The organism is Kitasatospora sp. NPDC088742, assembly GCF_055584905.1.
Genome location: NZ_JBVJLD010000001.1, coordinates 206,646 through 227,672 on the forward strand (window position 1 = coordinate 206,646; position 21,027 = coordinate 227,672).

General features: G+C 73.0%; 15 protein-coding genes and 1 riboswitch. Of the genes, 6 read left to right on the top strand and 9 right to left on the bottom strand.

The features are described from left to right. Positions 1-85 precede the first annotated feature (85 nt). Entirely contained in the window at positions 86-5,617 is a 5,532-nt protein-coding gene (locus ACZ6ZR_RS00885; protein WP_465637980.1) for a DUF4011 domain-containing protein, read from the bottom strand. 148 nt (positions 5,618-5,765) lie between these two features. After that, on the bottom strand, positions 5,766-7,613 hold the full coding sequence (locus ACZ6ZR_RS00890) for a cholesterol oxidase substrate-binding domain-containing protein (RefSeq protein ID WP_465637981.1): 1,848 nt from the start codon (positions 7,611-7,613) through the stop codon (positions 5,766-5,768). Between the two features lie 119 nt (positions 7,614-7,732). After that, positions 7,733-7,875, top strand: a riboswitch (SAM riboswitch). 197 nt (positions 7,876-8,072) lie between these two features. Between ACZ6ZR_RS00890 and ACZ6ZR_RS00895 the strand changes: the two genes are divergently transcribed. Next, entirely contained in the window at positions 8,073-8,786 is a 714-nt protein-coding gene (locus tag ACZ6ZR_RS00895) for an IclR family transcriptional regulator (protein ID WP_465637983.1), read from the top strand. A gap of 111 nt (positions 8,787-8,897) precedes the next feature. Here ACZ6ZR_RS00895 and ACZ6ZR_RS00900 read toward each other — a convergent pair whose 3' ends face one another. Beyond that, positions 8,898-9,818, bottom strand: coding sequence for a phytoene/squalene synthase family protein (locus ACZ6ZR_RS00900; protein WP_465637985.1), 921 nt, complete (start codon positions 9,816-9,818; stop codon positions 8,898-8,900). A 141-nt stretch (positions 9,819-9,959) separates the two neighbouring features. On the opposite strand from ACZ6ZR_RS00900, the gene ACZ6ZR_RS00905 reads away from it, so the two are divergent. From ACZ6ZR_RS00905 to ACZ6ZR_RS00920, 4 genes are all read left to right on the top strand, one after another. Next, on the top strand, positions 9,960-10,811 hold the full coding sequence (locus tag ACZ6ZR_RS00905; RefSeq protein WP_465637987.1) for a peptidoglycan DD-metalloendopeptidase family protein: 852 nt from the start codon (positions 9,960-9,962) through the stop codon (positions 10,809-10,811). Between the two features lie 111 nt (positions 10,812-10,922). Further along, complete coding sequence (locus ACZ6ZR_RS00910) at positions 10,923-11,699, top strand: FHA domain-containing protein (RefSeq protein WP_465637989.1); 777 nt, start codon at positions 10,923-10,925, stop codon at positions 11,697-11,699. Then, the gene (locus ACZ6ZR_RS00915; protein ID WP_465637991.1) at positions 11,696-13,045 is read left to right on the top strand and encodes a serine/threonine-protein kinase; all 1,350 of its coding nucleotides are present in this window, start codon (positions 11,696-11,698) and stop codon (positions 13,043-13,045) included. The genes ACZ6ZR_RS00910 and ACZ6ZR_RS00915 overlap by 4 nt, the downstream gene beginning before the upstream one ends. 92 nt (positions 13,046-13,137) lie before the next feature. After that, positions 13,138-13,590, top strand: coding sequence for a hypothetical protein (locus ACZ6ZR_RS00920; RefSeq protein WP_465637993.1), 453 nt, complete (start codon positions 13,138-13,140; stop codon positions 13,588-13,590). Between the two features lie 63 nt (positions 13,591-13,653). Here ACZ6ZR_RS00920 and ACZ6ZR_RS00925 read toward each other — a convergent pair whose 3' ends face one another. From ACZ6ZR_RS00925 to ACZ6ZR_RS00945, 5 genes are all read right to left on the bottom strand, one after another. Beyond that, on the bottom strand, positions 13,654-14,943 hold the full coding sequence (locus ACZ6ZR_RS00925) for a M20 metallopeptidase family protein (protein WP_465637995.1): 1,290 nt from the start codon (positions 14,941-14,943) through the stop codon (positions 13,654-13,656). A gap of 191 nt (positions 14,944-15,134) precedes the next feature. Next, positions 15,135-16,871 (bottom strand): methyltransferase, encoded by a 1,737-nt coding sequence (locus tag ACZ6ZR_RS00930; RefSeq protein WP_465637997.1) that lies wholly within the window; start codon positions 16,869-16,871, stop codon positions 15,135-15,137. Positions 16,872-16,994: 123 nt separating this feature from the next. Next, positions 16,995-18,215 carry a 4-hydroxybenzoate 3-monooxygenase gene (locus ACZ6ZR_RS00935; protein WP_465637999.1) on the bottom strand — a complete coding sequence of 407 codons (1,221 nt, stop codon included), beginning with the start codon at positions 18,213-18,215 and terminating at the stop codon, positions 16,995-16,997. Between the two features lie 92 nt (positions 18,216-18,307). After that, positions 18,308-18,856 (bottom strand): histidine phosphatase family protein, encoded by a 549-nt coding sequence (locus tag ACZ6ZR_RS00940; RefSeq protein WP_465638001.1) that lies wholly within the window; start codon positions 18,854-18,856, stop codon positions 18,308-18,310. Between the two features lie 13 nt (positions 18,857-18,869). Next, a complete protein-coding gene (locus tag ACZ6ZR_RS00945; protein ID WP_465638003.1) occupies positions 18,870-19,841 on the bottom strand; it encodes an NAD-dependent epimerase/dehydratase family protein in 972 nt (323 codons plus the stop codon). Between the two features lie 81 nt (positions 19,842-19,922). On the opposite strand from ACZ6ZR_RS00945, the gene ACZ6ZR_RS00950 reads away from it, so the two are divergent. After that, complete coding sequence (locus ACZ6ZR_RS00950; RefSeq protein ID WP_465638005.1) at positions 19,923-20,306, top strand: VOC family protein; 384 nt, start codon at positions 19,923-19,925, stop codon at positions 20,304-20,306. A gap of 76 nt (positions 20,307-20,382) precedes the next feature. On the opposite strand, the gene ACZ6ZR_RS00955 is transcribed toward ACZ6ZR_RS00950, so the two are convergent. Further along, positions 20,383-20,949, bottom strand: coding sequence for a Uma2 family endonuclease (locus ACZ6ZR_RS00955; protein ID WP_465638007.1), 567 nt, complete (start codon positions 20,947-20,949; stop codon positions 20,383-20,385). Between the last annotated feature and the right edge of the window lie 78 nt (positions 20,950-21,027).

Sequence of the window (21,027 nt, forward strand, 5' to 3'; positions counted from 1 at the left end):
GAGGGCCCGGCGGTTCGGAGGGAGGGATCCGGGGAGGGGGTCGGCTGAGCGGGTGGCGACGGACGACTGCCACCCGCTCAGCCGGTCAGTCGCGCACCTTGTGGACGTGGACGAGGTGGCGCCGTCCGTTCTCCTCGTACTCGAAGGAGCTGCCGGCCGATCGGTTGCCGAGCGCCTTGCCGAGAACGGTGAACGGGCTGAGATGGTCGGTCTCTTCTTCGAAGGGCCGCCGCGAGGTGATCTCGTACTCGAGGACCTCGTCGTCGCCGTCGAACTGCAGGGACACCAGTCGGCCGGGGCTGACGACGTCGGCCGCGGCGGCGCGGTCACCGGTGAGGTATGCCTTCAGGACCGCGGCACGAGCCTCCAGGTCCGACCGGTTCTCCCGGTCCCGCCGGAGCTGGTCCGCCCGTGCGCGGGGCCCGGAGCGGTGGTCCGTAGACGTGGGCTCGGCCAGCGCGGCCCGGATCTGGGTCAGCTCGTGGGTGATCCGCTGCCTGGCCGGTGCCGACAACTCCTCGATCTCAGGCGAGGCGGGGGCAGCTGCCGGAACGTTCGAGACCCTCGGCGCAGGGACAGCCGGTGTACGCACGGAAGCGGGTTCGTTCCCGGGTGCCTCGTCCACGGAGCGGAACGCCTCGTGCCGTGGCGCCGGAGAGCCGGCCCAGCGCTCGACGGCTTCCTTGAGACGGGCTTCGGCACCCGGCCGGTTGCGATACCAGTCGGTGCCCCAGATCCGGTGCAAGGTCCAGCCCAGGCCCGTGAGGACCGACTCGCGGAGGCGGTCCCGGTCCCGGGCCGCCTTGGAGGAGTGGTACATCGCCCCGTCGCACTCGATGCCGAGTGCGTACCGCCCTGGCCGCCGAGGATCCCGGATGCCCAGGTCTATCCGGTATCCGGCTACACCAACCTGAGCGCTGACGGTGTAGCCCCAGCTCCGCAGGACCTCCAGCACCGAGTCCTCGAAGGGGCTGTCCGTCGTGGTCTCCTCCGTCTCGCGCTCCTGGGCGAGGACGGCCGGACCGTGCTTCGCGTACTTCAGGTACCGGGAAAAGTAACGGGAACTCTCGCTGCCGGATTCGGGCAGCTCGTCGGGATCGAACGAGGCGACGACCTCGACCCGGTAACGGGCCCGGGTCACCGCGACGTTGAGCCGGCGCCAGCCTCCTGCCCGGATCATCGGCCCGAAGTTGCGGGACGTCTTGCCGTGCTCGTTCGGGCCGTAGCCGACCGACATGATGATCACGTCGCGTTCGTCGCCCTGTACCGTCTCGAGGTTCTTGATGAAGAACCCGTCCAGGCGGTCCTCTGAGAACTGGTCGTCGAGGTCGGGCCGACCACGCCTCGCCTCGTCCACCGCGTCCCGGATGGCGTCCGCCTGGGCCTGCGAAAGGGCGATCACACCGAGGGACCGGCCCGGTCGGGTGTCGAAGTGCTCGATCACCCGCCGAGCGACCTGCCGGGCCTCCAACGGATTGTTGCGCGCACCGGTGCCCGAGTGGTATCGCCCGTCCACCGCCCGGATGAAGGCCACACCGACGTCGGGGCTGTCGGCCAGTGCACCGGGGAAGGTCGTCATCGACCCGTCGTAGAACTCGTGGTTGCTGAAGGCGATCAGATGCTCGTGCCTGCTCCGGTAGTGCCAACGCAGCGTCAGGTTCTTGAGCATCCCGCTCCCCTTGGCCAGGGTGAGCAGGGACTCGTAGCTGGTCGGCTTGTCGTCCGCCTCGCCCGGAGCCGCGTCGTCGTCCTCCTCGTCCTCGCCCGCGGTGAAGAAGGCCGTCGGCGGGAGCTGCTTCTCGTCACCGGCGACGATCAGGGAACGGCCGCGGTAGACGCAGTTGACCGCGTCCTGCGGCAGGACCTGGGAGGCCTCGTCGAAGATGACGACGTCGAACACGAAGTCCGGGGGGAGCAGTCGGCTGACCATCAGCGGGCTCATCATGAAGCACGGCTTGAGGTGCCGGACCGCGGTGTCGGCCTCGCTGAGCAGTGTCCGCACCGGCTTGTGACGGGTCTTCTTGCGTCCCTCGGTGTTCAGCAGTCTCGTGCCCGTGTCCCGGAGCGCGGACGGACGTCGGCCCTCGCATGCGCGCGCGACCTGGGTCCGCGCTCCCTCGAGCAGCAGCTGGTCGACCTTGCGGAACTCGGCCACCCGGTCGTCACGGTCCTGCGACCGGGTCCACACCAGTCGGCCGTCGTTCTCGATGACGCGGTCCGCCCAGGCACGGAGGACGGACTTCTCTACCAAGGAGGGGAAGCTGTCCCGTGTCACCTCCACCCTGACCGCCCGGTTCACCAGGTCGCCGAGGTGGCAGGTGTCGAGGACGCGCCGGCCCCTCAGGAAGGCGGCCCACTCGTCCGGCCCACCGCGGTCGGCGTCGAGCTGAGCGAGCAAGGACTCGGCCGACGCCAAGTCCCTAGCCAGCAGAGGACGGAGCTGCTCCTGTCGTTCAGCGGTGAACAGCTTGACCAACCGTTCACCCGCACCGGACCAGCTCTTGGCCGCCTGCTCCAACTCGGTATCCCGCCGAGCGTGTTGAATCGGGGACAGGCTCTCGTCCGGGAAGACCTGGTTGCCGACGAGCCCGCAGGCCGTGCGCATCTCGGCGACCCAGGCGAGCGCCGTGCGGAGGGCGTCGGGGTCGGTGCTCCGGCCCTGGTAGAGCTCGCCGAGCAGTTGACGGTCCTGATCGGCAGGGGCCTGGAAGGCCCTGTCCAGCTCGACGGCCTCCATGACGAGCACCAGTGCGCCCCGTGCGTCTCGCAGCTGCCAGTCGCAGCGGCCGGAGGCCGCTCCGACGGCCTGGAGAACGTCTCGAGCCGCGTAGAGCAACGGCAGTTGGTCACGGCTCCACTGCGCCGCCGAGGACATGGCTTCGTCCTCGAGGGTGTACGGAGTGCCCACGGCGGGTGGGGTGACCAGAGCCTGACGCCACGCGGTGAGGATCTCCGCCGCCTGCGTCGCGGCAACCTGTGCCGCGTCACGCGGAGTGCCGCCGTGGGCCAGTTCACCCCGCAACGCCTCCGGGTCCGACACCTGCGGTGCGAGGTCCAAGATCTGACTCGCCCGGTCGAGGAGAACGGCAGCCGTGTCGAAGTCGGTATCCTCACCCAGCCACAGGTGGGCGAGGGCCCGTCCTTCCTCCCTGGCCAGCCGCGCGAGTGTGAGGTGGGCCTTCTGCCAGGCGACCGCGTCCGGAAGCGCGGTGACGACGGCCTTGGAACACTTGCCGTTGTTGGGGAGCAGGGTTCGCACAAGACGGCTGTCGGCCCGGCGTGCGGACGAGAATCTGCCCGAGAGGGTCTGGTGCACGGTGGCGAAGCGCTGTGCGACCTGTTCCAAGGACTCCTCGGTCAACACGCTTTCGGTGAAGACCTGTCGGGCCTTCGTCCGGGTGGACCGGAGTACGGCGACCGCCTCGGACAGGCGGCCGAGGGCCGCACGGGCGGCGATGAGGCCATCGGAGGTGAGCCAGCGGCCGGGCGGCTTGCTCTCTGCGGGCAGGGCGGAGAACTCGGCCAACCGGGCGAGGCGCAGGGCGTCCCGGCAGGTGGCGGGGGCCGGGATCCCGTACATCCGGGCTGCGCCGGTGGAGAGTTGATCAGCCCGGTCCAGGGCCTTGGCATCGTCGGACAGCCGTGTGATCAGTGTCGCTGCCTGATCGGCCGTCAGCGGGTCGAGATCCAGAGGTGGGGTCAGGAGACCGGAGGAGACGGTCCAGTCGGTCGCTGCCGCAACGGCGCCCACCTCGGTGAGCTCGCCCCAGCGCGGCCCGAGCCTCGTCACAGCGCTCCGCTCGGTCGCCTCGGCCAGGGTGAGCCGGTCGACGAACGATGCGACGTCGGATCCGAGTTCGGCGAACTCCAGGCCCAGCCAGGCGATCGGAAGCGCGGGGCACCGTCCGGCGGTCCGCAGGAGTTCCGTCAGCCGATCGATGTCGTGGAGTCCCTCCCACCCCATCGCGTCGATCAGGTCCGAGTACGGTCCGAGTGTGCGACGGATGCCGTCGATCTCCTCCAGAGCCCTGTCCAGCGCATCCAACTCGCCGCGTGCTCCGGTCAGTTCCCGCCAGACGAAGGCTTCGCCCTCGACTGCGGGGCGCCAGGCGCGGGCTATCCAGCCGGCTGCCTCGGTGACCTCGTGCAGCAACTCCTCCGTCAGATCGCCCGGGACGAAGGCCGGGCCGGGGCGCAAGGAGTAGACGTCCTCCATGAGGGATATGCGGCCCAGAACAGCGTGGAGCGATCTGCCCAGGCCGGTGCGGGGCTCGTTCATCGCCGCGGCGTAGCCCGACAGTTCCTCGCGGAGCCCCTTCGCGGTCGAGCGCTGGTTGGTGCTGATTCCCGGGAACGATCGTGGCGGGGCACCAAGTGCCCGTCCGAGCTCCTGGGCCACCTGCTTGCGACCCATGGTGTTGCTGTGCAGGGCGAGGACGTAGTCGTCGAGGCCCACGTCCTTGAGCCGGTTCCGCACGACGTCGAGTGCGGCGGCCTTCTCGCTGACGAACAGGACCGTCCGGCCTTGGTCGAGCAGGCCAGCGATGATGTTGGTGATGGTCTGACTCTTACCGGTCCCCGGAGGGCCGTCCATGATGAAGCTCCGGCCCTCGATGGCCGCAGCCACGCACTGGCGCTGTGACGAATCCGAGTCCAGGACCAGCGGGGCCTGTTCCGGCGGCTGGAGCTGGTCGATGCGGTCGAGTGGCAGCGGTTCGAAGTCGAAAGTGCTCGTGGCCAGGTCCGATGCCCCGCCCAGACCGACGGCGCGCACCAGATGACTCTTCAGGATGAGGGCCCGGTTGTCCTTGAGGTCGCGGTACATCGCCTCCTTGCTGGAGTTGAAGGCATCGAGCACCACCCGGTCGTGAACCGCCCAGCCCTTGCGTCCCGAGGCCTTGCGACGGGCCTGCTCCAGCAGCGCCGGAACGTCGGCAAGGTCGACCTGATCCGGGCTCGGCCAGTCCAGCCCGAGCTCCTCCATCTTGATGGCGAGGGCCGGATTGAAGGTCACCTCCTCGTCGGGGTTCAGCTCCAACAGGTAGGAGTCCCCCTTCCATCGGCGGAGCGTCACCGGCGCCAGGACCAGGGGGGACCGGACGCTGTCGGCCGACGGTGACGGCAGCCACTCGAGGAACCCGATGCCCAGATGCAGCACCCACAGGCCGTAGTCGTTGAACTTCTCCTTCGCGACCGTCACCAGGCGGCGGAGGTGACGGTCCTGCTCCGCCTGGGTCGCCTTGGAGGTGACGAGCGAGAGCCGTTCAGCGGCCCGCCCGGTTCCACTGCGAGAGGCCGGCGTGTCGATCGGCCGACTGCCGGCGAGGGCCTCCGCCGAGCGCGACGGCTTGTCGAACCGGACAGGAAGAAGGGACGAGGCGTCGACGGAGTCGGGAGCCGTTTCCCGGACCGGAGCGAACACGCATCCGGCAGGTAGCGCATCGAGGACGGCGGCCAGATCAGGGGCCGTGATGTCCATGCCGGCCTGGGACTTCGTTCGACGGTAGCTCACCAGTCGGTTGCGGAAGCCGAGATCGATGAGGGCCTTCTGCCAGTGGTCGAGCAGTGCTTCCAGGGGATCGGCACCACGTCGGCCACCGGGACGTCGGTCTTCCAAGCCGGACAACTCCGTTTCTACAGCCACGGGGGAGCGCTGGAGCGCGCTGCACGAGCCTAGTGCGGGCGTGTGCGGGCCACGGCGTTCGTGTCCGATCCGAAACCTGACGCTCCGATAGGGGAATCGGAGCGTCAGGAACGGAGGATGCTCAGGGGACCCGCAGCAGGGTGTCCAGGAAGGGGTTGCCGAAGACGTGGTGGGGGTCGAGGCGGTCGAGGGTTGCGACGGCCTCGTGCCAGTCGGGGAGGGAGGCGGGGATGGTGGTGGTGAGGAGGGTGGGGTCGGACCAGGCGGCGGTTTCGGTGTAGGCCCAGCCCTTGGACCACTCGACGCGGAGGGTGGCGCGGGTGCCGTCGAAGAGGGTGAGGAGGGCCTGTTCGAGGTCGCGGCAGAAGCGGTGGAGGCCGGGGGTGCCGGGGAGGCTGAGGATGTCGAGCCAGAGGGCGGTGTCGCGGTCGGGGTGGGCGGGGTCGGGGCGCAGGGCGGAGAGCAGGGCGGGGCGGGCACCGGGGATGCCGGTGGCGGCGGGGTCGTCGAGGCCGGTGACGCGGATCTCGACGGCGCCGTTGACGGGGTACTCGCCGCGCTGCTGGTACTCCGTCAGGAGGCGTTCGTAGGTGGTGGTGAAGGCGTTGACGGCCCACTGGAGGTCGGCCCGCCGCAGGTGGACGGCGTAGCCGTTGGCGGTGACCCGCAGCGTGGTCGGGCGGACGTACTGGAGCAGGGCCCGGGAGGGGCCCCAGAGGTCGGAGCGCAGGCCGTCGGCGAGCAGGTGGGTGAGGAGTTCGCCGGTGAGCAGGGAGCGCAGCAGGCCGCCGGAGAGCAGGACGTCGGTGAGGTCGCCGGTGAGGCCGATCTTGGTGATGAGGAACTGGAGCTGGCCGAAGACCGGGGCCAGTTCCGGTGTGCCGGAGATCAGTTGGCCGGCCAGGTCGGCGACCGGCTTCGGGATGTTGTCGGAGAAGGGGTAGTTGTACGGCTCGGTGACGCCGCGGGCGGCGAACGGCCGGCCGGGGGTGAGGCGCCAGGTCTTGAGCCAGGGGTACGAGGTGAAGGCGTACCAGATCGCCTCGGCCCGGCCGTCCCGGTCGACGAAGGAGGCGAAGGTGCGGGCGCCGGCCGTCCCCGGGGCGGCGAAGAGTTCGCGGGCCGGGACGTCGACCCGGCTGACGCAGCGCAGCGGGAGGTCGGGCCCGACCCGGAGCACCGCCTCGGTGAGGAAGGCCCGGCCGAGCTGGACCAGCAGCGCGCCGGCCTCGGCCTCGGTGCGGTCGAACTCGCGCAGCAGGTAGCGGCCGGAGGGCTCGTCCCAGACGACGGCGGTGAGCGAGACGACCTGGTTGGAGAGCGAGCCGTAGCCGTGCCCGGCGGGCGCGGTCTCGCCGGCGGCCGGGACGGCGGTGCCGTGGCCGCCGACGGCGAGCACGCCGCCGACGGTGAGGTCGCCGGGGGCGGGGCAGGCGGTGACGCCGAGGCCCTGCTCGGCGAGGCGGGCCAGCAGGTCCTCCATCGCGGCGCCGGTCTGCACCCGGACGGTCGGGGCGCCGGCCACCTGGGCGCCGGTGAGGGTGATCGCGGTGAGGTGGCGGGTGGTGTCGAGGAGCAGGACGCGGGCCGAGGACGGGGTGCCCGCGGCGACGGTGAGCGGGGACCAGCCGTGGCGGTGGCCCTGCGGGCGCAGCCGCCAGCCGTTGACGCGGGCCCAGTCGGCGAGCTCGGCGACCTGCTGGGGGGTGGCCGGATCGCAGACCCAGAGCGGGTCGGTGCGGACCTCTCCGGCCCAGTTCTCGAACACCCGCTGGTACGGGACCAGCCCGGCGGGGAGGCCGCTGGGGGCCGTGCCGACCGCCCGGGCGCTGTCCGGCCCGACGGTGCCGCGCAGCAGCCAGGCCGCACCGGCCGTACCGAGGGCCGCGGCGAGCGTCTGACGGCGCGTCAGTCCACCGGTGGAGTCCTGCTGTTGCCCTGTCGAATGCCCTGCTCGTTGGTCTGTCACGCGGCGACGCTACCAATGTGGATCATCCGACGGGCCGGTTTCGGCCCGGGTGGGGCGGTTCCGGACGAGGTGGGGGGAGGTTGGTCACGGCGGCGCCGGGACTTGATATGGTTCCTCGCGAATCATCCAGAGGGGTGGAGGGACCGGCCCTACGAAGCCCCGGCAACTCCCCGTTCGACCCGGCGTCCGAAGTACGCGCCGTGCCGAGCGGGAGCAGTGCCAACTCCGGCCTGTCGCCACTGTGGCGCGGGGAAGATGAGGAGACACGGTGCTCTCTGTGCTGTCCTTCGCCCGGGCGCTACCCGCCCCGGCCCTTTCGCGTACCCGTTCTGTGTCCGGCGCAGGCATTCGGCCCACTTTTCGCGCGGCCTTCCCTCGCTGACCACCCCCGGCTCCCCGAGCGGAGCCCCTGCGGGCGGATCCACCCATCGCCCGTGGGATCTGAGACGGAGTACACCCATGGAAACCATCAGCGGCGTCGGCGTCCTCGACAAGGTCACCTCGATCCTCGGCACCCTGGAGGCCGGCCCGACCACCCTGGCCGGGCTGGTCGCGGCCACCGGCCTGGCCCGGCCGACCGCCCACCGGCTGGCGGTCGCGCTGGAGCAGCACCGGCTGGTCGCCCGCGACGTCGAGGGACGTTTCACCCTCGGCGCCCGGATCGGCGAACTGTCGGCGGCGGCCGGTGAGGACCGCCTGCTGGCGGCGGCCGGTCCGGTGCTGGCGCACCTGCGCGACATCACCGGGGAGAGCGCCCAGCTCTACCGCCGCCAGGGCGAGATGCGGATCTGCGTGGCCGCGGCGGAGCGGCTCTCGGGCCTGCGGGACACCGTCCCGGTCGGGGTCACCCTGCCGATGCGGGTCGGGGCCGCGGCCCAGATCCTGCTCGCCTGGGAGGAGCCGGAGCGGCTGCACCGGGGCCTCCAGGGCGCCAGTTTCACCGCCACCGCGCTCAGCGGGGTGCGGCGGCGCGGCTGGGCGCAGGCCGTCGGTGAGCGTGAGCTCGGGGTCGCCTCGGTCTCCGCGCCGGTCCGCGGACCGTCCAACCGCGTGGTGGCGGCCGTCACGGTGTCCGGCCCGATCGAGCGGCTGAGCCGTCACCCGGGGGCCCGGCTCGCCCAGGCCGTGGTGGACGCCGCCGAACGCCTGACCGAGGCCGTCCGGCAGTCCTGAGCCCGGCGGTCCTGAGCCCGGCAGTCCTGAGCCCGGCGGTCCCGGGCCCGGCGGTCCTGGGCCTGGCAGTCCGGAGCCCGGCGGTCCTGAGCCCTGAGCCCTGAGGGGTCGTCAGGGGTTCGCTCGACGGACGCGCCGGGCCCGGAGGTACTCGCGTGCCAGCAGGCGGAGCGCGGCGCCCTTGGGCGGCCCGGCCGGGTGCCGGAGCAGGGCCGGGAGGTCGGCCCGGGCGGCGCGGGAGGTGAGCGCGTCCAGGCCGACCATGCAGCGGACCATCGGACGGTGGGCGGGCGGGGCGAGGTCGATCACGGCGCGGCCCTCGGCGAGGGTGCGGTCGGCGTGGTCGAGCTGAGCGGTGATCAGCGCCCGGACGGCCGGACGGTCGGCGGCCCGTTCGAGGTCGGAGCGGGTGACGCCGTGGCGCTCCAGGGCCTCCTGGGGGAGCGTCAGGCGGCCGTCGGCCAGGTCCTCGGCGAGGTCGGCGACGAAGTCGATCCGCTGGGCGGCGTCCAGGTAGGTGCGGCAGGCGGCGCGGTAGTCGCGCTGGTCCCCGTCCGGGCCGAGCAGGGTGGCGACGACCAGGAAGGCGGGCAGCGCGTAGGCGTCCAGGTAGTCCTGGTAGTCCGCCTCGGTGGCGAAGCCGGGGAAGTCGAGGTCGGCGAGGGCGCCGGCCAGGTGCTCCGGCACCAGGGTGCGCAGCGCGGGGTGGGCCTCGACGGTGTGCAGGAACGGCCGCAGCTCGGGGTGTTCGGTCGTACCGGTGGCGAGGGCCCGCTCGACCTCGTGCTCCCACCGCGCGTACGCGGCCCGCCGTCCCTCCGGAGGGCCGCTGTCGAGCAGGGTGTCGGTGCGGTGCATGTAGGCGGTGGCGGCGATCACGTGCGGCACCAGCTTTGCGGGGAGCAGCAGTTGAGCGGCCAGCGCCGCCTCGCGCCGGTACCGCGTCACCTGCCGCCGCTGCCGGGTGTAGTCCTCCCGCAGTCCGGGGTCGGTGATCCCGGCCGCGTCCAACGCCCTCGTCCAGCCACTCACCCCGGGCCCGCCCTCTCCTTGATCGTTTCCGCGAACTCTCCGCGAACCCTAACCGGACCCTCGGAGTTCCGAGGTGTCCGGGTGGCGCCGGGGCGGGGACGATGCGACGGGGCGGCGCGGGCCGCCGGAGGAGGGTGGGGCGTGCGCAGGGTGTGGGTGGTGCTGCTGGCCTTGGCGGCGGCGTTGGTGACGGTGCCGGGGGTGGCATCGGGGGTGGCGTCGGCGGAGCGGGGTGCGGAGCGTCCGGCGTTCCAACTCCCGTTCCCCTGCGGATCGGTGTGGCAGCTGAACACCTGGGGCCACGACCCCGCGCTGGACATGGTGGTGGACGGGAACACCGGCTCGGACGGCCTTCCGGTGCTGGCCTCGGCGGCGGGCACGGTCTCCGCGACCTACCGGGACAACGGCTCCGGCAACACGATCCAGATCAGCCACGGCGGCGGCTGGTTCACCGCCTACTACCACCTCAAGGACGCCCCGGACGCGTACGTGAAGAAGGGCGACCGGGTGGTCGCAGGGGCCGCCATCGGCCGGATCGGTACCTCGGGGGCCTCCAACTGGGCGCACCTGCACTACGAGCAGCGCTACCTCGCCAAGGGCGACTTCACCGACGAGCGCCACCGGGTGCCGTCCCTGCTGGACGGCGTGCGGTACTCGGGCCCGAACGCGAGCTGGACGGGGGTGGCCAGCCACAACTGCGCGGGCGGCCCGCCCGCTTGGCAGGATTGCCCGAGCGGCTACGTCTGCTTCTACGAGGGCCCGGACGGCACCGGTCCGGTCTGCCGCTCCGACTCCGACCAGCCGGTGAGCGGCTGCGGCTTCCGCCGTTCGTACTTCAACAACGGTTCGGTGCAGCCCGGTTACGACCACGTGCAGGTCTCCTTCCAGGGCGGCGGCGGTCTCTGCCTGCACCGCGGCTGGGTGGAGGGCCGGGGCGCGCTGCCGGACGGCGGCAGGGTGGTGGAGGGATTCGTGTGGCGCGGAGAGTGCTGAGACACCGGACGGAGTGCTGACCGGCCGGGCGCCCCGGTGGTGATCGTTACCTGAACGATGTGTTCCGCTCGCTACCCTTCCTCCAGCACAAGTGGGGAGGGGTACCGGCGCGTGTACAGCATCATCGTGGTTCCCGGGCCCGGGATGGAGCCCGGCGAACAGCTGCGGCTCGCCCCGGGCGAGGCCGTGCGGTTCGGACGTGACGGAGGGCCGGGCGACCTGGTCATCCCGCACGGTGGCGTCTCCCGGGCGGCCGGGGAGATCACCGCGGACGGGAGCCACTGGCTGCTCAGCAACCTCAGCCGCTCCGCCACCTACGTGGTGGAGAACCCGGAGGGCGCCGGCGAGCACCTCAAGGTCGCCCCGGGACGGCTCGGCGCACCGGTGCCCTTCGAGTTCTCCCGCCTGGTCCTGCCGGCCGGGACCGAGCTGGTCACCCTGGACGTCTGGGCGCCCCGGCACGACTACGCCGACCGCGACATGCCGGCCTTCCTCAGGGGCGAAGCCACCCTGCTGGCCTTCCCGCTCGACCGCTCCAAGCGCTACTTCTCGGTGCTCGCGGCCCTCTGCGAGGCCCGGCTGCGCAGCTCGCCGCACGCCGCCCTGCCCACCGTCGACCAGGTGGTCGAGCGACTCCGGCCGCTCTGGCCGACCGCCAACCGCGCGTCCGTGCAGTGGAACATCGACTACCTCGCGGTGAAGCTGCGGATCAAGCCGGGCCCGGAGAGCGCCGACCCGGGCCCCCGGCTGGCCGGCAAGAAGGACTCGCTGGTCTCGCTGGCGCTCCGCTTCGACTTGGTGCGGGAGGAGGACCTCCGCCTGCTGGACGGGGGAGTGGACCTCGGTGGCGCCGATGGGGCGGACCCAGGGGCGGGCGGGGCCGGATGACCGCGCGTGATGACGACCCGTCAGGTCCGGTGTCCGTGCCGCCCGGTTACCGGATCGGCCCGTGGACGGTCGGCCGGACGCTCGGCCACGGCGCGTTCGGCACCGTCTACGCCGCCCGCCGGGCCGTCCCGGCCGCCGGGGTTCCCAGCCGGGCCGCCCTGAAGGTGCTGCCGACCGCGACCCGCACACCGCGCCAACTCTCCCACCTGCGCGAACTCGTCCAGCGCGAGGTCGAGTTGCTCCGCAAGGTGCGGGCGCCCCGGCTCATCCGGCTCTACGAGGTGCGGACCGTGGACGACCCCGGGCGGCCGGAGCTGGACGGGGCCAGCGTGCTCGTGCTGGAGGAGGCGGAGGGCTCGCTGGACACGCTGCTGGCCGCCGACCCGACCCCGCGCGGCGGCCCCGCCCTGCTGACCGACGTCTGCGCGGGCCTGGACCAGCTGCACCGGGCCGGCTGGGTGCACGGCGACCTCAAGCCCGGCAACGTGCTGCTGATGGCCGACGGCACCGCCCGCCTCGCCGACTTCAACGTGGCCGCCGAACTGGAGGGCACCCACGCCTACCTGCCCGCGTTCGGCACCGCCGACTACACCGCGCCCGACCTGCTCTGGTGCGAGGTCGGCGAACGCGGCCACAAGGTCCGGCCGAGCGCTGACATCTGGGCCTTCGGCGTACTCGCCCACCTGGTGCTCACCGGTACCTTCCCGCTGCCCGGCGGCACCCCGGTCGCCCGCCGGGACGCCGCGCTGCGGTACGCGCGGGGCGCGGAGGAGCTCCGGCTCTCGCCCGAACTCACCGACCAGTGGCGGTCGTTGCTCTCCGACTGCCTGGCCCGCCGGCACGAGGACCGGGCCCCGCACACCGCCGCCTCGCTGCTCCGCCGGGTCGAGGCGGCCGCCGCCGGCCGCCGCGCCCCGTGGAACCCAGGACCGTTCCTGCGCAGACGCGGCGGCCGCGTGCTGACCGCGCTGCTCGCCGCCGCCACCCTGTCGGCCGGCCTGGTGGCCCTGCTGCCGGCCACCGGCTACGACCGCTGCGAGCGCGGCGCGGTCTGCTTCTTCACCGAGCCGGACGGGGAGGGCGACTACTGCGCCTGGGTGGACGGGGAGAAGGACTGGTCCGCCGGCGAGAACGGATGCGCCTGGGCCGCGCAGCGTCCGCCGCGCTCGGTCTTCAACAACGGGCAGAACCGCTCCGAGGGCGCCACCCTGGTCGACGTCGAGTACTTCGCCGCCGCGCAGTGGGAGGGGCCGCTCGGCTGCCTTCCGAACGGTGGGCGCCGCAACCTCCCGGACGGTGACCGGCCACCGGCCTCCCACCAGTGGATCAGGTCCTGCGCTCGGTGACCAGGTAGGCGGACCCTAGGTGTTCCGAGGTTCTGCGGCGGCGGTCCGCGGGCCAGGCTGGGGCCCTCAACCGAACCAAGAGGGGGAACACCATGAACGTCAAGCGTTCCGTCGTCGGTCTGCTCGGTGCGGCGGCCCTGCTGCCCGCCCTGGTCACGGGGGCCGGCACGGCCCAGGCCGCGCCCGTCGGGATCACGGCGGCATCGCCGTCGGTGTCGCCGTGGGCCCCGGTGACCTACTACAGCTACGACCGGGACATGTTCAACGTCCCGTGTCCGAGCGGCAGCCTGTGCACTGCGGTCAACGACCCGGTCCGCCAGCGGTGGGCGTACTTCAAGTTCGACCCGTGCAACGCGTACAACCTCTCGAACTGGGAGGGCACGGGTTACGTCACCAACAACCAGACGGACCGGACCGTCTCGAAGTTCTACACGGGCAGCAACGGCACCGGCTCCGTCCTGTACAGCTCGACGGCGGGGCCGGGCTCCTCGAGCCGTCAGATCACGGTGGAGTGGTCGCCCCTCTGGTCGCTGCGCAACTGCTGACGCACCGCCAGGTGGTCCTGCTCCGGCTCACGGGGACGGAGCAGGGCCACCCGGCGGCCGGTGTCAGCCCGGTAGCAGCCGGCCGGTGAGGTGGTCGTAGGCGACGTGGGCGTGCAGGCGGACGCCCGAGGGAAGGGTGGCGTCGTCGGCGTAGAAGTGCGGGTTGTGGTTGGGCACCAGGCCCCGGCCGTCCGGGAGGGGGACGGGGCGGCCGGCCTCGTCGAGCCGCGCGTCCTGGACGCCGAGCATGACGTAGAGGCCGCCGAAGCGGTTGATGAACTCGGAGACGTCGTCGTAGCCGAGGGTGGGCTCGGTCTCGACCACGCGGTCCTCGCCGGCCACCCGGCGCAGGGTCGGCAGGGCGGCCTCGACCCAGGCGGGCTGGTTGTGCACGGGCGGGACGTCCTGGAGGAAGTCGGTGGTGGCGGTGCAGCCGAAGGCCAGGGCCGAGTGCTCGGCCAGGGTGGACAGGCGCCGCTGGACCTCCGCCATGTCTCTCTCGACGATGCAGCGGATGGTGCCCCAGAGGGTGACGGTCTGTCCGATGATGTTGAACCGGCCGACGTCCTCGACGTGGCCGATGGTCACGGTCACCGGGTCGAAGGCGTTGAGCTGGCGGTAGAGCTGGCCGATGCCGGTGAGCACGGCCCCGGCGGCCGGCATCGGGTCGATGCCCTGCCAGGGGGTGGAGCCGTGCACCTGACGGCCCGTGATCACGATCCTGACCAGGCAGGAGGCGCCGTACTGGTTGCCCGCCCGGTAGCCCACGAAGCCCTTGGGGTAGGGGATGACGTGCATGCCGAAGGCCATGGTCGGCACCGGGTCGGCGAACGCGCCCTGCTCCACCATCTCACGGGCGCCCCCGCGTTCGGTGACCGGCGGGCCCTCCTCGGCGGGCTGGAAGACGAAGAGCACCGTGCCGGGCAGCTGCTCGCGCACCCCGGCCAGCACCGTCGCCGCGCCCATCAGCATCGCGGTGTGGCAGTCGTGCCCGCAGGCGTGCGAGACGGGGAACGGCCCGCCGGGGTAGTCCTGGTCGGTGACGGTGGAGGCGAAGTCCACCCCGCACAGGTCGGGCACCGGCAGCGCGTCGGTATCGGCGCGCAGCGCCACGACCCGGTTGCCCGGGAGGCCGCCGCGCAGCACCCCGACCACGCCGTGGCCGGCGATGCCGGTGCGGACCTCGTCCAGGCCGAGCGACCGCAGGTGGTCCGCCACGTAGGCGGCGGTGCGGACCTCGCGGTTGGACAACTCCGGGTGCTGGTGCAGGTGCTGACGCCAGGTCACCACCTGGGTGCCGATCTCCGCCGCCCGGCGGTCCAGCTCGGCGTGGACGGGGTCGGTGCCGCTCATCGGTGCTCCGTTCGGGCCGGGGGGTGGGGGTGGGGCTGGCCGTACAGGAGGAAGGTAGGCGGCCCGGGCCCGCCGCACCACCGTGCCGCGCCGGTGGCGACAGCGGTGGTGCGGCGGGCCCGGTGCCCGACGGGTGGTCACCTGCCACGAGGACCACGGAAGGTGACTGCCGGTCGGGGCACTGCCCGCCGCTACGGCCGCTCGGGACCGGCAGCCTGGGTCGGGACGGGGGCGCCGGCCCGGCGGGCGTGCAGGACGGTGGCGTCGAGCGGGAGCGGGGAGCTGCCGACCAGGACCAGGCCCGCGTCGGACAGCAGCCGGGCGTAGTGCTCGGCCTGGCGTTCCCGGCCGCCGACGTTGCACCGCATGTGCAGGTCCCAGGCGGTGGCCAGCGAGGGCGAACCGTCGGCGGGGAGCACCCGTTCGACGATCAGCAGGTCCGCGTGGGCGGGCATGGCCGCCGCGCAGTGCCGCAGGATGCCCCGGCAGCGCTCGTCGTCCCAGTCGTGCAGGATGCGCGACAGCAGGTAGACGTCACCGCCGGGCGGCACGTCCGCGAAGTCGCCCGCCAGGTACGTGCAGCGCTCGCCGCACCCGGCCGCCGCCAGGGACCGCCGGGCGGCCTCCACCGCGTGCGGGCGTTCCAGCAGGACACCGCGCAGCCGGGGGTGGGCGGTGAGCAGCCGGCCGAGCAGCTCCCCGTTGCCACCCGCGACGTCCACCACCGTGCCCGGGGCGCCGGAGGTCCCGCGGGCGGCGGCCGCCGTCACCGCCGGGTGGGCGGTGAGCGGTTCGAACATCCGCGAACTCGCCGCCATGGAACGGTCGAAGAGCTCGGCCAGCTCCGGATCGCGGGCGAAGTGCTCGAAGTGGTTCTCCCCGTGCAGGTGGTCGAAGGCGACCTCCCCGGTCCGCACGGTGTGGCCGAGCTCCGCGAAGGAACGGTAGAACGGCCCGCCGTACATCAGGGCCAGCGGCCGCATCGAGGACGGCGCGTCGCCGCGCAGCAGGGCGCCCACCGCGGTGAGCCGGTAGCCGTACCCGTCGGTCTCCACCACCTCCAGCATCGCGAGGTAGCGCAGCAGCGAGGCCAGCGCGTCCGGATGGGCGCCGACCGCCCGGGCCAGCGCCGGGAGGCCGGTGGCCGTGGCGGTGTCCAGGGCCTCGGGCAGCCGGAGCTGCGCCGAGACGGCCAGCGCCTGGGTGGTCCAGGCCCCGGTGAACAGGCGCAGGAGCGTTTCCGCCGGGGAGTCGGCCTGACGGTGGCCCAGGTGCGCCGCCAGCACGTCCGGGTGCTCGCCCGGGACGTAGAGCTCCAGCCGCCGGTAGCCCGCCTTGGAGTCGGCGGGGGCGGTGAAGTAGAGGACGGTGCCGTCCTCGTGGGGGTTGTAGCCCCCGCCGTCCGGGCCGGCGCCGTGCCGGGCCAGCAGCGCGCAGAGCCCGCGCAGCACCAGCGGATCGGGGTGGTCCACCTCCAGCGCGAGGTGTGCCTCGTGCTCCTCGGCACGCTCCTGCCTGGCCAGCGGGCCGAGCTCCGAGCCGGGCGGCACGGTCAGCGCGAAGACCTCGACGGTGCGGCCCGTCCCGGCCACGGTCGGGCGCAGGATCCGCACGTCCAGCTCGGCCGGTTCCCGACCGTGCCGGGCGGCCAGCCGGTCCCGGACCACCACGCTCGGCCGGGCCGTCACCCCGGGATCGAGCCCGCAGCCCGCCAGCAGGCTGCGGTGGGCCTCGGCGGACGGCGGGAAGACCAGCAGCGCGGCGTGCGAGAAACGGCAGTGCTCCGCGAGGGCGCGCAGCTCGGGGCCGTCGAGGCCGGGGAGGAGCAGCGGCAGCAGGGTGGCGGTGTGCTGCTGCCGGACGAAGGAGACGGCTTCCGCTAAGCGGGCGGCGTCCGTGCGCAGGGGGGTCTGGGTGGTTGTCGTCATGGTGGGTCTTCCTCATCTCTGGTGGGTACGACGGAACTTGGGCATGACAGAGCCGGGCCCGGCCGGAGCAGGCGGGGCCCGGTCCGGCCGGGCCGGCTTGCGGGGGATGGTTCGGGGCGGGGTTCAGACGCCGACGTAGTGCTCGGCGAACCAGTCCTGGAGGCTGCGGGAGCCGCGCAGCGAGGCGAGGCGCGAGCGCCGCAACGCGGAGGAGAAGCCGGACTGCGTTGCGCCGTGCAGGAGTTGCACCATCCAGTGGGAGAACTCCTGGGCCCGCCAGATGTGTTCGAGGCTGCGTCGGGAGTACCCGTCCAGCCCGGAGGGGTCGCCCCGGTGGAGCAGCGCGATCAGCCCCTCGGCGAGCAACTCGGCCTCCAGCACGGCCAGGTTGGCGCCCTTCGCGGCGGACGGGCTGAGCAGGCTCGCGGCGTCCCCGGCCAGGAAGAGCGAGCCGTGCCGAAGCGGCTCCAGGACATCGGACTCCAGGTCGATGACGGAGCGGTGGACGATCGGGCCCCGGTGCAGCGGGCCGTGCTCCTCGGCGCGCATCCGGCGCTCCAGCTCCTCCCAGACGAGCCCGTCCGGCAGTGTGTCGGCCGAACTCCCGCGCTCGCACTGGAGGTAGTAGCGGGTCAGGGCGGGGGTGCGTGCCATGTGCCCGGCGAAGCCGCGTCCGTGCACCGCGTAGCCCACCGCGTCCAGGCTGGGCGGCGCCTCGGCGAGCAGGCCCAGCCAGGAGATTCCGTGGTCGTGCCGGTGGCGCCGGACGCTGCCGGGCGGCAGCGAGCGTCGTGCCGCGCCGTGCCGCCCGTCGCACCCGGCCACGTAGCGGGCCCGCCAGGTGGCCGTGGCGCCGGAGCCGGTGGCGGCGCCGTCCTCCCGCGTGGCCGCGGTGACCCGGGGGCGGTCGGAGTCGGCGTCCAGGACGGCCAGCGCCTCGGTGCCGAAACGTACCTGCCCACCGGCGAGCCGGTACCGCGCCAGCAGGTCGGCCACCAGCTCGTGCTGCGGGTAGACGGTGTGGCGCTCGCCCCGCCCGAGGGCGGAGTAGTCGAGGCGGAAGGCGCCGTCCTCGGTGCGGAACTCGCAGAGCGCGTGCTCCCGTCCGTGCCGGCGCAGGCCTTCGGCGAGGCCGTGCCGCTCCAGCACCCGCACCGTGTGGGCGGCCAGGAACCCGGCCCGGGAGCGGGATTCGAGCTGCTCGGGGGTGGCGCGCTCCAGGATGACGCAGTCCACCCCGGCGGCTTGCAGCACGTTGCCGAGCACCAGCCCGGCCGGGCCCGCTCCGAGGATGAGAACGTCAGCTGAATTACGCACAGCTGGGATGATCTGACTCTCCGTCATGGAGTTGGATCATAGGCAGTCGTCGAGCGGATGAACGGAGATATTCACCCGTATGCAGGCAGGTTGCGCGGGGCGGATCGAGAACTGCCAGGTCAGGGACGCCAGTTGGTATGGAGAGCGTAGTACCACCCCGGCTGCCAGGCCGGGGTGGCGGCCAGCAGTTCCGCGAGCGGTGCTCCGGTGAGCAGGTGGTCGAGGGCCAGGCGGTTGGCGGAGTGCGCGATCAGCAGGACGCGGTGGCCGTCGTACCGGGCGGCCAGCTCGGTGAGGAGCTCGGCGGTGGCCGTGACCACCTGACGGTAGCTCTGGCCGCCGCCCGGGAATGGTTCGTCGAGATGGCGGGGGCGGCGGGCGGCGATGCCGGCGGCCGAAGTGCCGTTCAGCTCACCGTAGTTGCACTCCCGCAGTCGGGCGTCCCGGACGGGCTCCAGGGCTGGGAAGGCGATGCCGGCCGTCTCCACGGCACGCCGCAGGTCGGAGGTGAGGACGGCCGCGAAGCCGCCGTCGCGGCGGCGCTCTCCGAGCTCGGCGGCCTGGCGGCGGCCGAGCTCGGAGAGGCGGCCAGGGAGCCAACCCGTGGCGATGCCCGCCTCGTTGTCCGTGGTGGTGGAGTGCGTCTCGTAGACGATTTCGACGGCCACGGTCGCGGTCCTCTCAGGTGGTGGGGCGGGCGAGGTGGTTGCGCCACCAGGTGACGGTGGCTTCGCACTGTTCGTCGAGGGGGGTCGCCCGCAGGGTGAAGGCGGCTTCGTAGGCGGAGGAGTCCATCACGAACGGGCGGTCGAACTGGTAGCGGGTCTCCTTGAGTTCGCGCAGCAGCGGGGAGAACAGTCCGGCGAGGGCGAGCACCGAGGGTGGGAGCGGCCGTACGGCGGGCGGGGCCGTACCGGCGGCGGTGGCCAGGCCCTCCACCATCTGCCGGGCCGAGCGGGGCGGCAGGGTCGGCACGTGCCAGGCCCGGCCCCAGGCGCGCTCCTCGGAGGCGGCCTCGGCGAGGGCGCGGGCCACGTCGGGGAGGTAGGTCCAGCTGTGCGGGGCCTCCGGGTCGCCGAGCACGGAGACGCTCTTGCCGGACAGCAGGCGCGGCACGGCCCGGGCGGCGAGGTGGCCGCCGTCGGTGACGCCGGGGCCGAAGAAGTCCGAGGCGCGGACCTCCACGGCCCGGATCCGGCCGGCCCGGTGCAGGGCGAGGGCCTGCCCCCAGATCGCCGCCCTGGTCCGGCCCTTGGGCCCGGTGGCGGTGAGCGGCAGTTCCTCGGTGAGCGGGTCGGTGGTGGTGGCTGGGGCGGCGGGGCCGTAGCCGTAGAGGTTGCCGAGCAGCACCAGCACGGCGCTGCTCGCCTCGGCGGCGGAGAACAGCGAGGCGGCCAGCGGCGGCCAGTCGGACACCCAGCGGTGCAGCGGCGGAGCGGCGCAGCTGTGGATCGCCACGGCCCCCGCCGCGGCCTCGGCCAGCCGGGCCGGGTCGGTGGCGTCGAGCGCAAGGTGCTCCACGCCCGGCACCGCGGCCACCCCGGCGGGGAGGCCCGCGCGGGTGACCACCCGCACCTGGTGACCCCGCCCGGCCAGCACGCGAGCGGTGGCGGCCCCGGCGGGCCCGTGTCCGACGATCAGATGAAGACTCACCCCCGCACCCTAGCCGGACCTTCCTCGGACGGCTCCGCCAGCACCGGCCTGACGGCGGCTCAGGCCCGTAGACTTCCCGCCATGGCGTGCCGTATCAGCGAGTTGGTCATCGACTGCGTCGACCCGGAGGGTCTCGCCGTCTTCTGGAGCGCGGTCCTCGGCTACGTCGAGCTCGGCCGCGAGCCCGACGGCGGCATCGAGATCGGCCCGCCGGGCACCGGCTTCGGGGGCCCGCAGCCCACCCTCGTCCTCAGCCCAAGCACGGACCCGCGCCCCGCCAAGCTGCGCCTGCACATCGACGTCAACCCCACCGACCGCGACCAGGCCGCCGAACTCGACCGCCTCCTCGCCCTCGGCGCCCGCCCCGTCGACATCGGCCAGGGCCCCGACGTCACCTGGCACGTCCTCACCGACCCCGAGGGCAACGAGTTCTGCCTCCTCAAGCGCCGGCTCGACCCGCTCTGACGACCCGTCGGGCCGGGTTCTGTCGGGCTGCGATCCGACGAGGAGCCGCGAGGCGACTCGGCGACGGCCGGGGCCCTCAGAGCTGAGTGGTGTCGAGGGTGAGGTCGAACGGGGCGGGGAGGTGGAGCGGGGTGCCGAAGGGGTGGGGGCCGTCGGTGGTTGCGTAGCCGAGGCGGCCGGGGGCGGAGAAGAGGGTGCACTCGCGCTGCTGACGGTCCACCAGGAGGTAGAGCGGGGCGCCGAACTGGCCGTACCGGCGGTGCTTGACCGTACGGTCGGTCTCGCCGTTCGAGGCCGGGGTCACCTCGACGACCAGGAGGGTCTGGTCGGGGACGAGGGCGCCTTCGGTCTTCGCGGCGAGTGCCCGAGGGACGACGGCCAGGTCCGGGATGAACCAGTTCTCGGAGCCGGGGAGGTCGAGGTTGCCCGAGCCGGAGGCCAGGCCCAGCTCGTTGAGACGGGGCGTCAGTTGGAGGCGCACCAGGTCGGCGGCGTTCTCATGGGCCCAGGAAGGCGACAAGGGCGTGATCACTCCCTCGATGATCTCTGCCCGGTCGCCGGCGATGTGCTGGATCGCGTACTTGAGGGCCCGCTCGGGGTCGCTGACGCTGTAGTCCCCAGGGGTGTGGGCTGCCGTACTCATCTGTGCACCTCCGCTGCTCCGGGTCGATTCTCCACCAGGACACCTGCTCAGCTGATCAGGAGTCGGCGTCGAGCGGGG

Bases quoted from the DNA above. Each gene is read 5' to 3' on its own strand.
- ACZ6ZR_RS00950 (WP_465638005.1), top strand. From the start codon at position 19,923: ATGGCGTGCCGTATCAGCGAGTTGGTCATCGACTGCGTCGACCCGGAG.
- ACZ6ZR_RS00925 (WP_465637995.1), bottom strand. From the start codon at position 14,943: ATGAGCGGCACCGACCCCGTCCACGCCGAGCTGGACCGCCGGGCGGCG.
- ACZ6ZR_RS00895 (WP_465637983.1), top strand. From the start codon at position 8,073: ATGGAAACCATCAGCGGCGTCGGCGTCCTCGACAAGGTCACCTCGATC.
- ACZ6ZR_RS00930 (WP_465637997.1), bottom strand. From the start codon at position 16,871: ATGACGACAACCACCCAGACCCCCCTGCGCACGGACGCCGCCCGCTTA.
- ACZ6ZR_RS00955 (WP_465638007.1), bottom strand. From the start codon at position 20,949: ATGAGTACGGCAGCCCACACCCCTGGGGACTACAGCGTCAGCGACCCC.
- ACZ6ZR_RS00920 (WP_465637993.1), top strand. From the start codon at position 13,138: ATGAACGTCAAGCGTTCCGTCGTCGGTCTGCTCGGTGCGGCGGCCCTG.
- ACZ6ZR_RS00935 (WP_465637999.1), bottom strand. From the start codon at position 18,215: ATGACGGAGAGTCAGATCATCCCAGCTGTGCGTAATTCAGCTGACGTT.
- ACZ6ZR_RS00915 (WP_465637991.1), top strand. From the start codon at position 11,696: ATGACCGCGCGTGATGACGACCCGTCAGGTCCGGTGTCCGTGCCGCCC.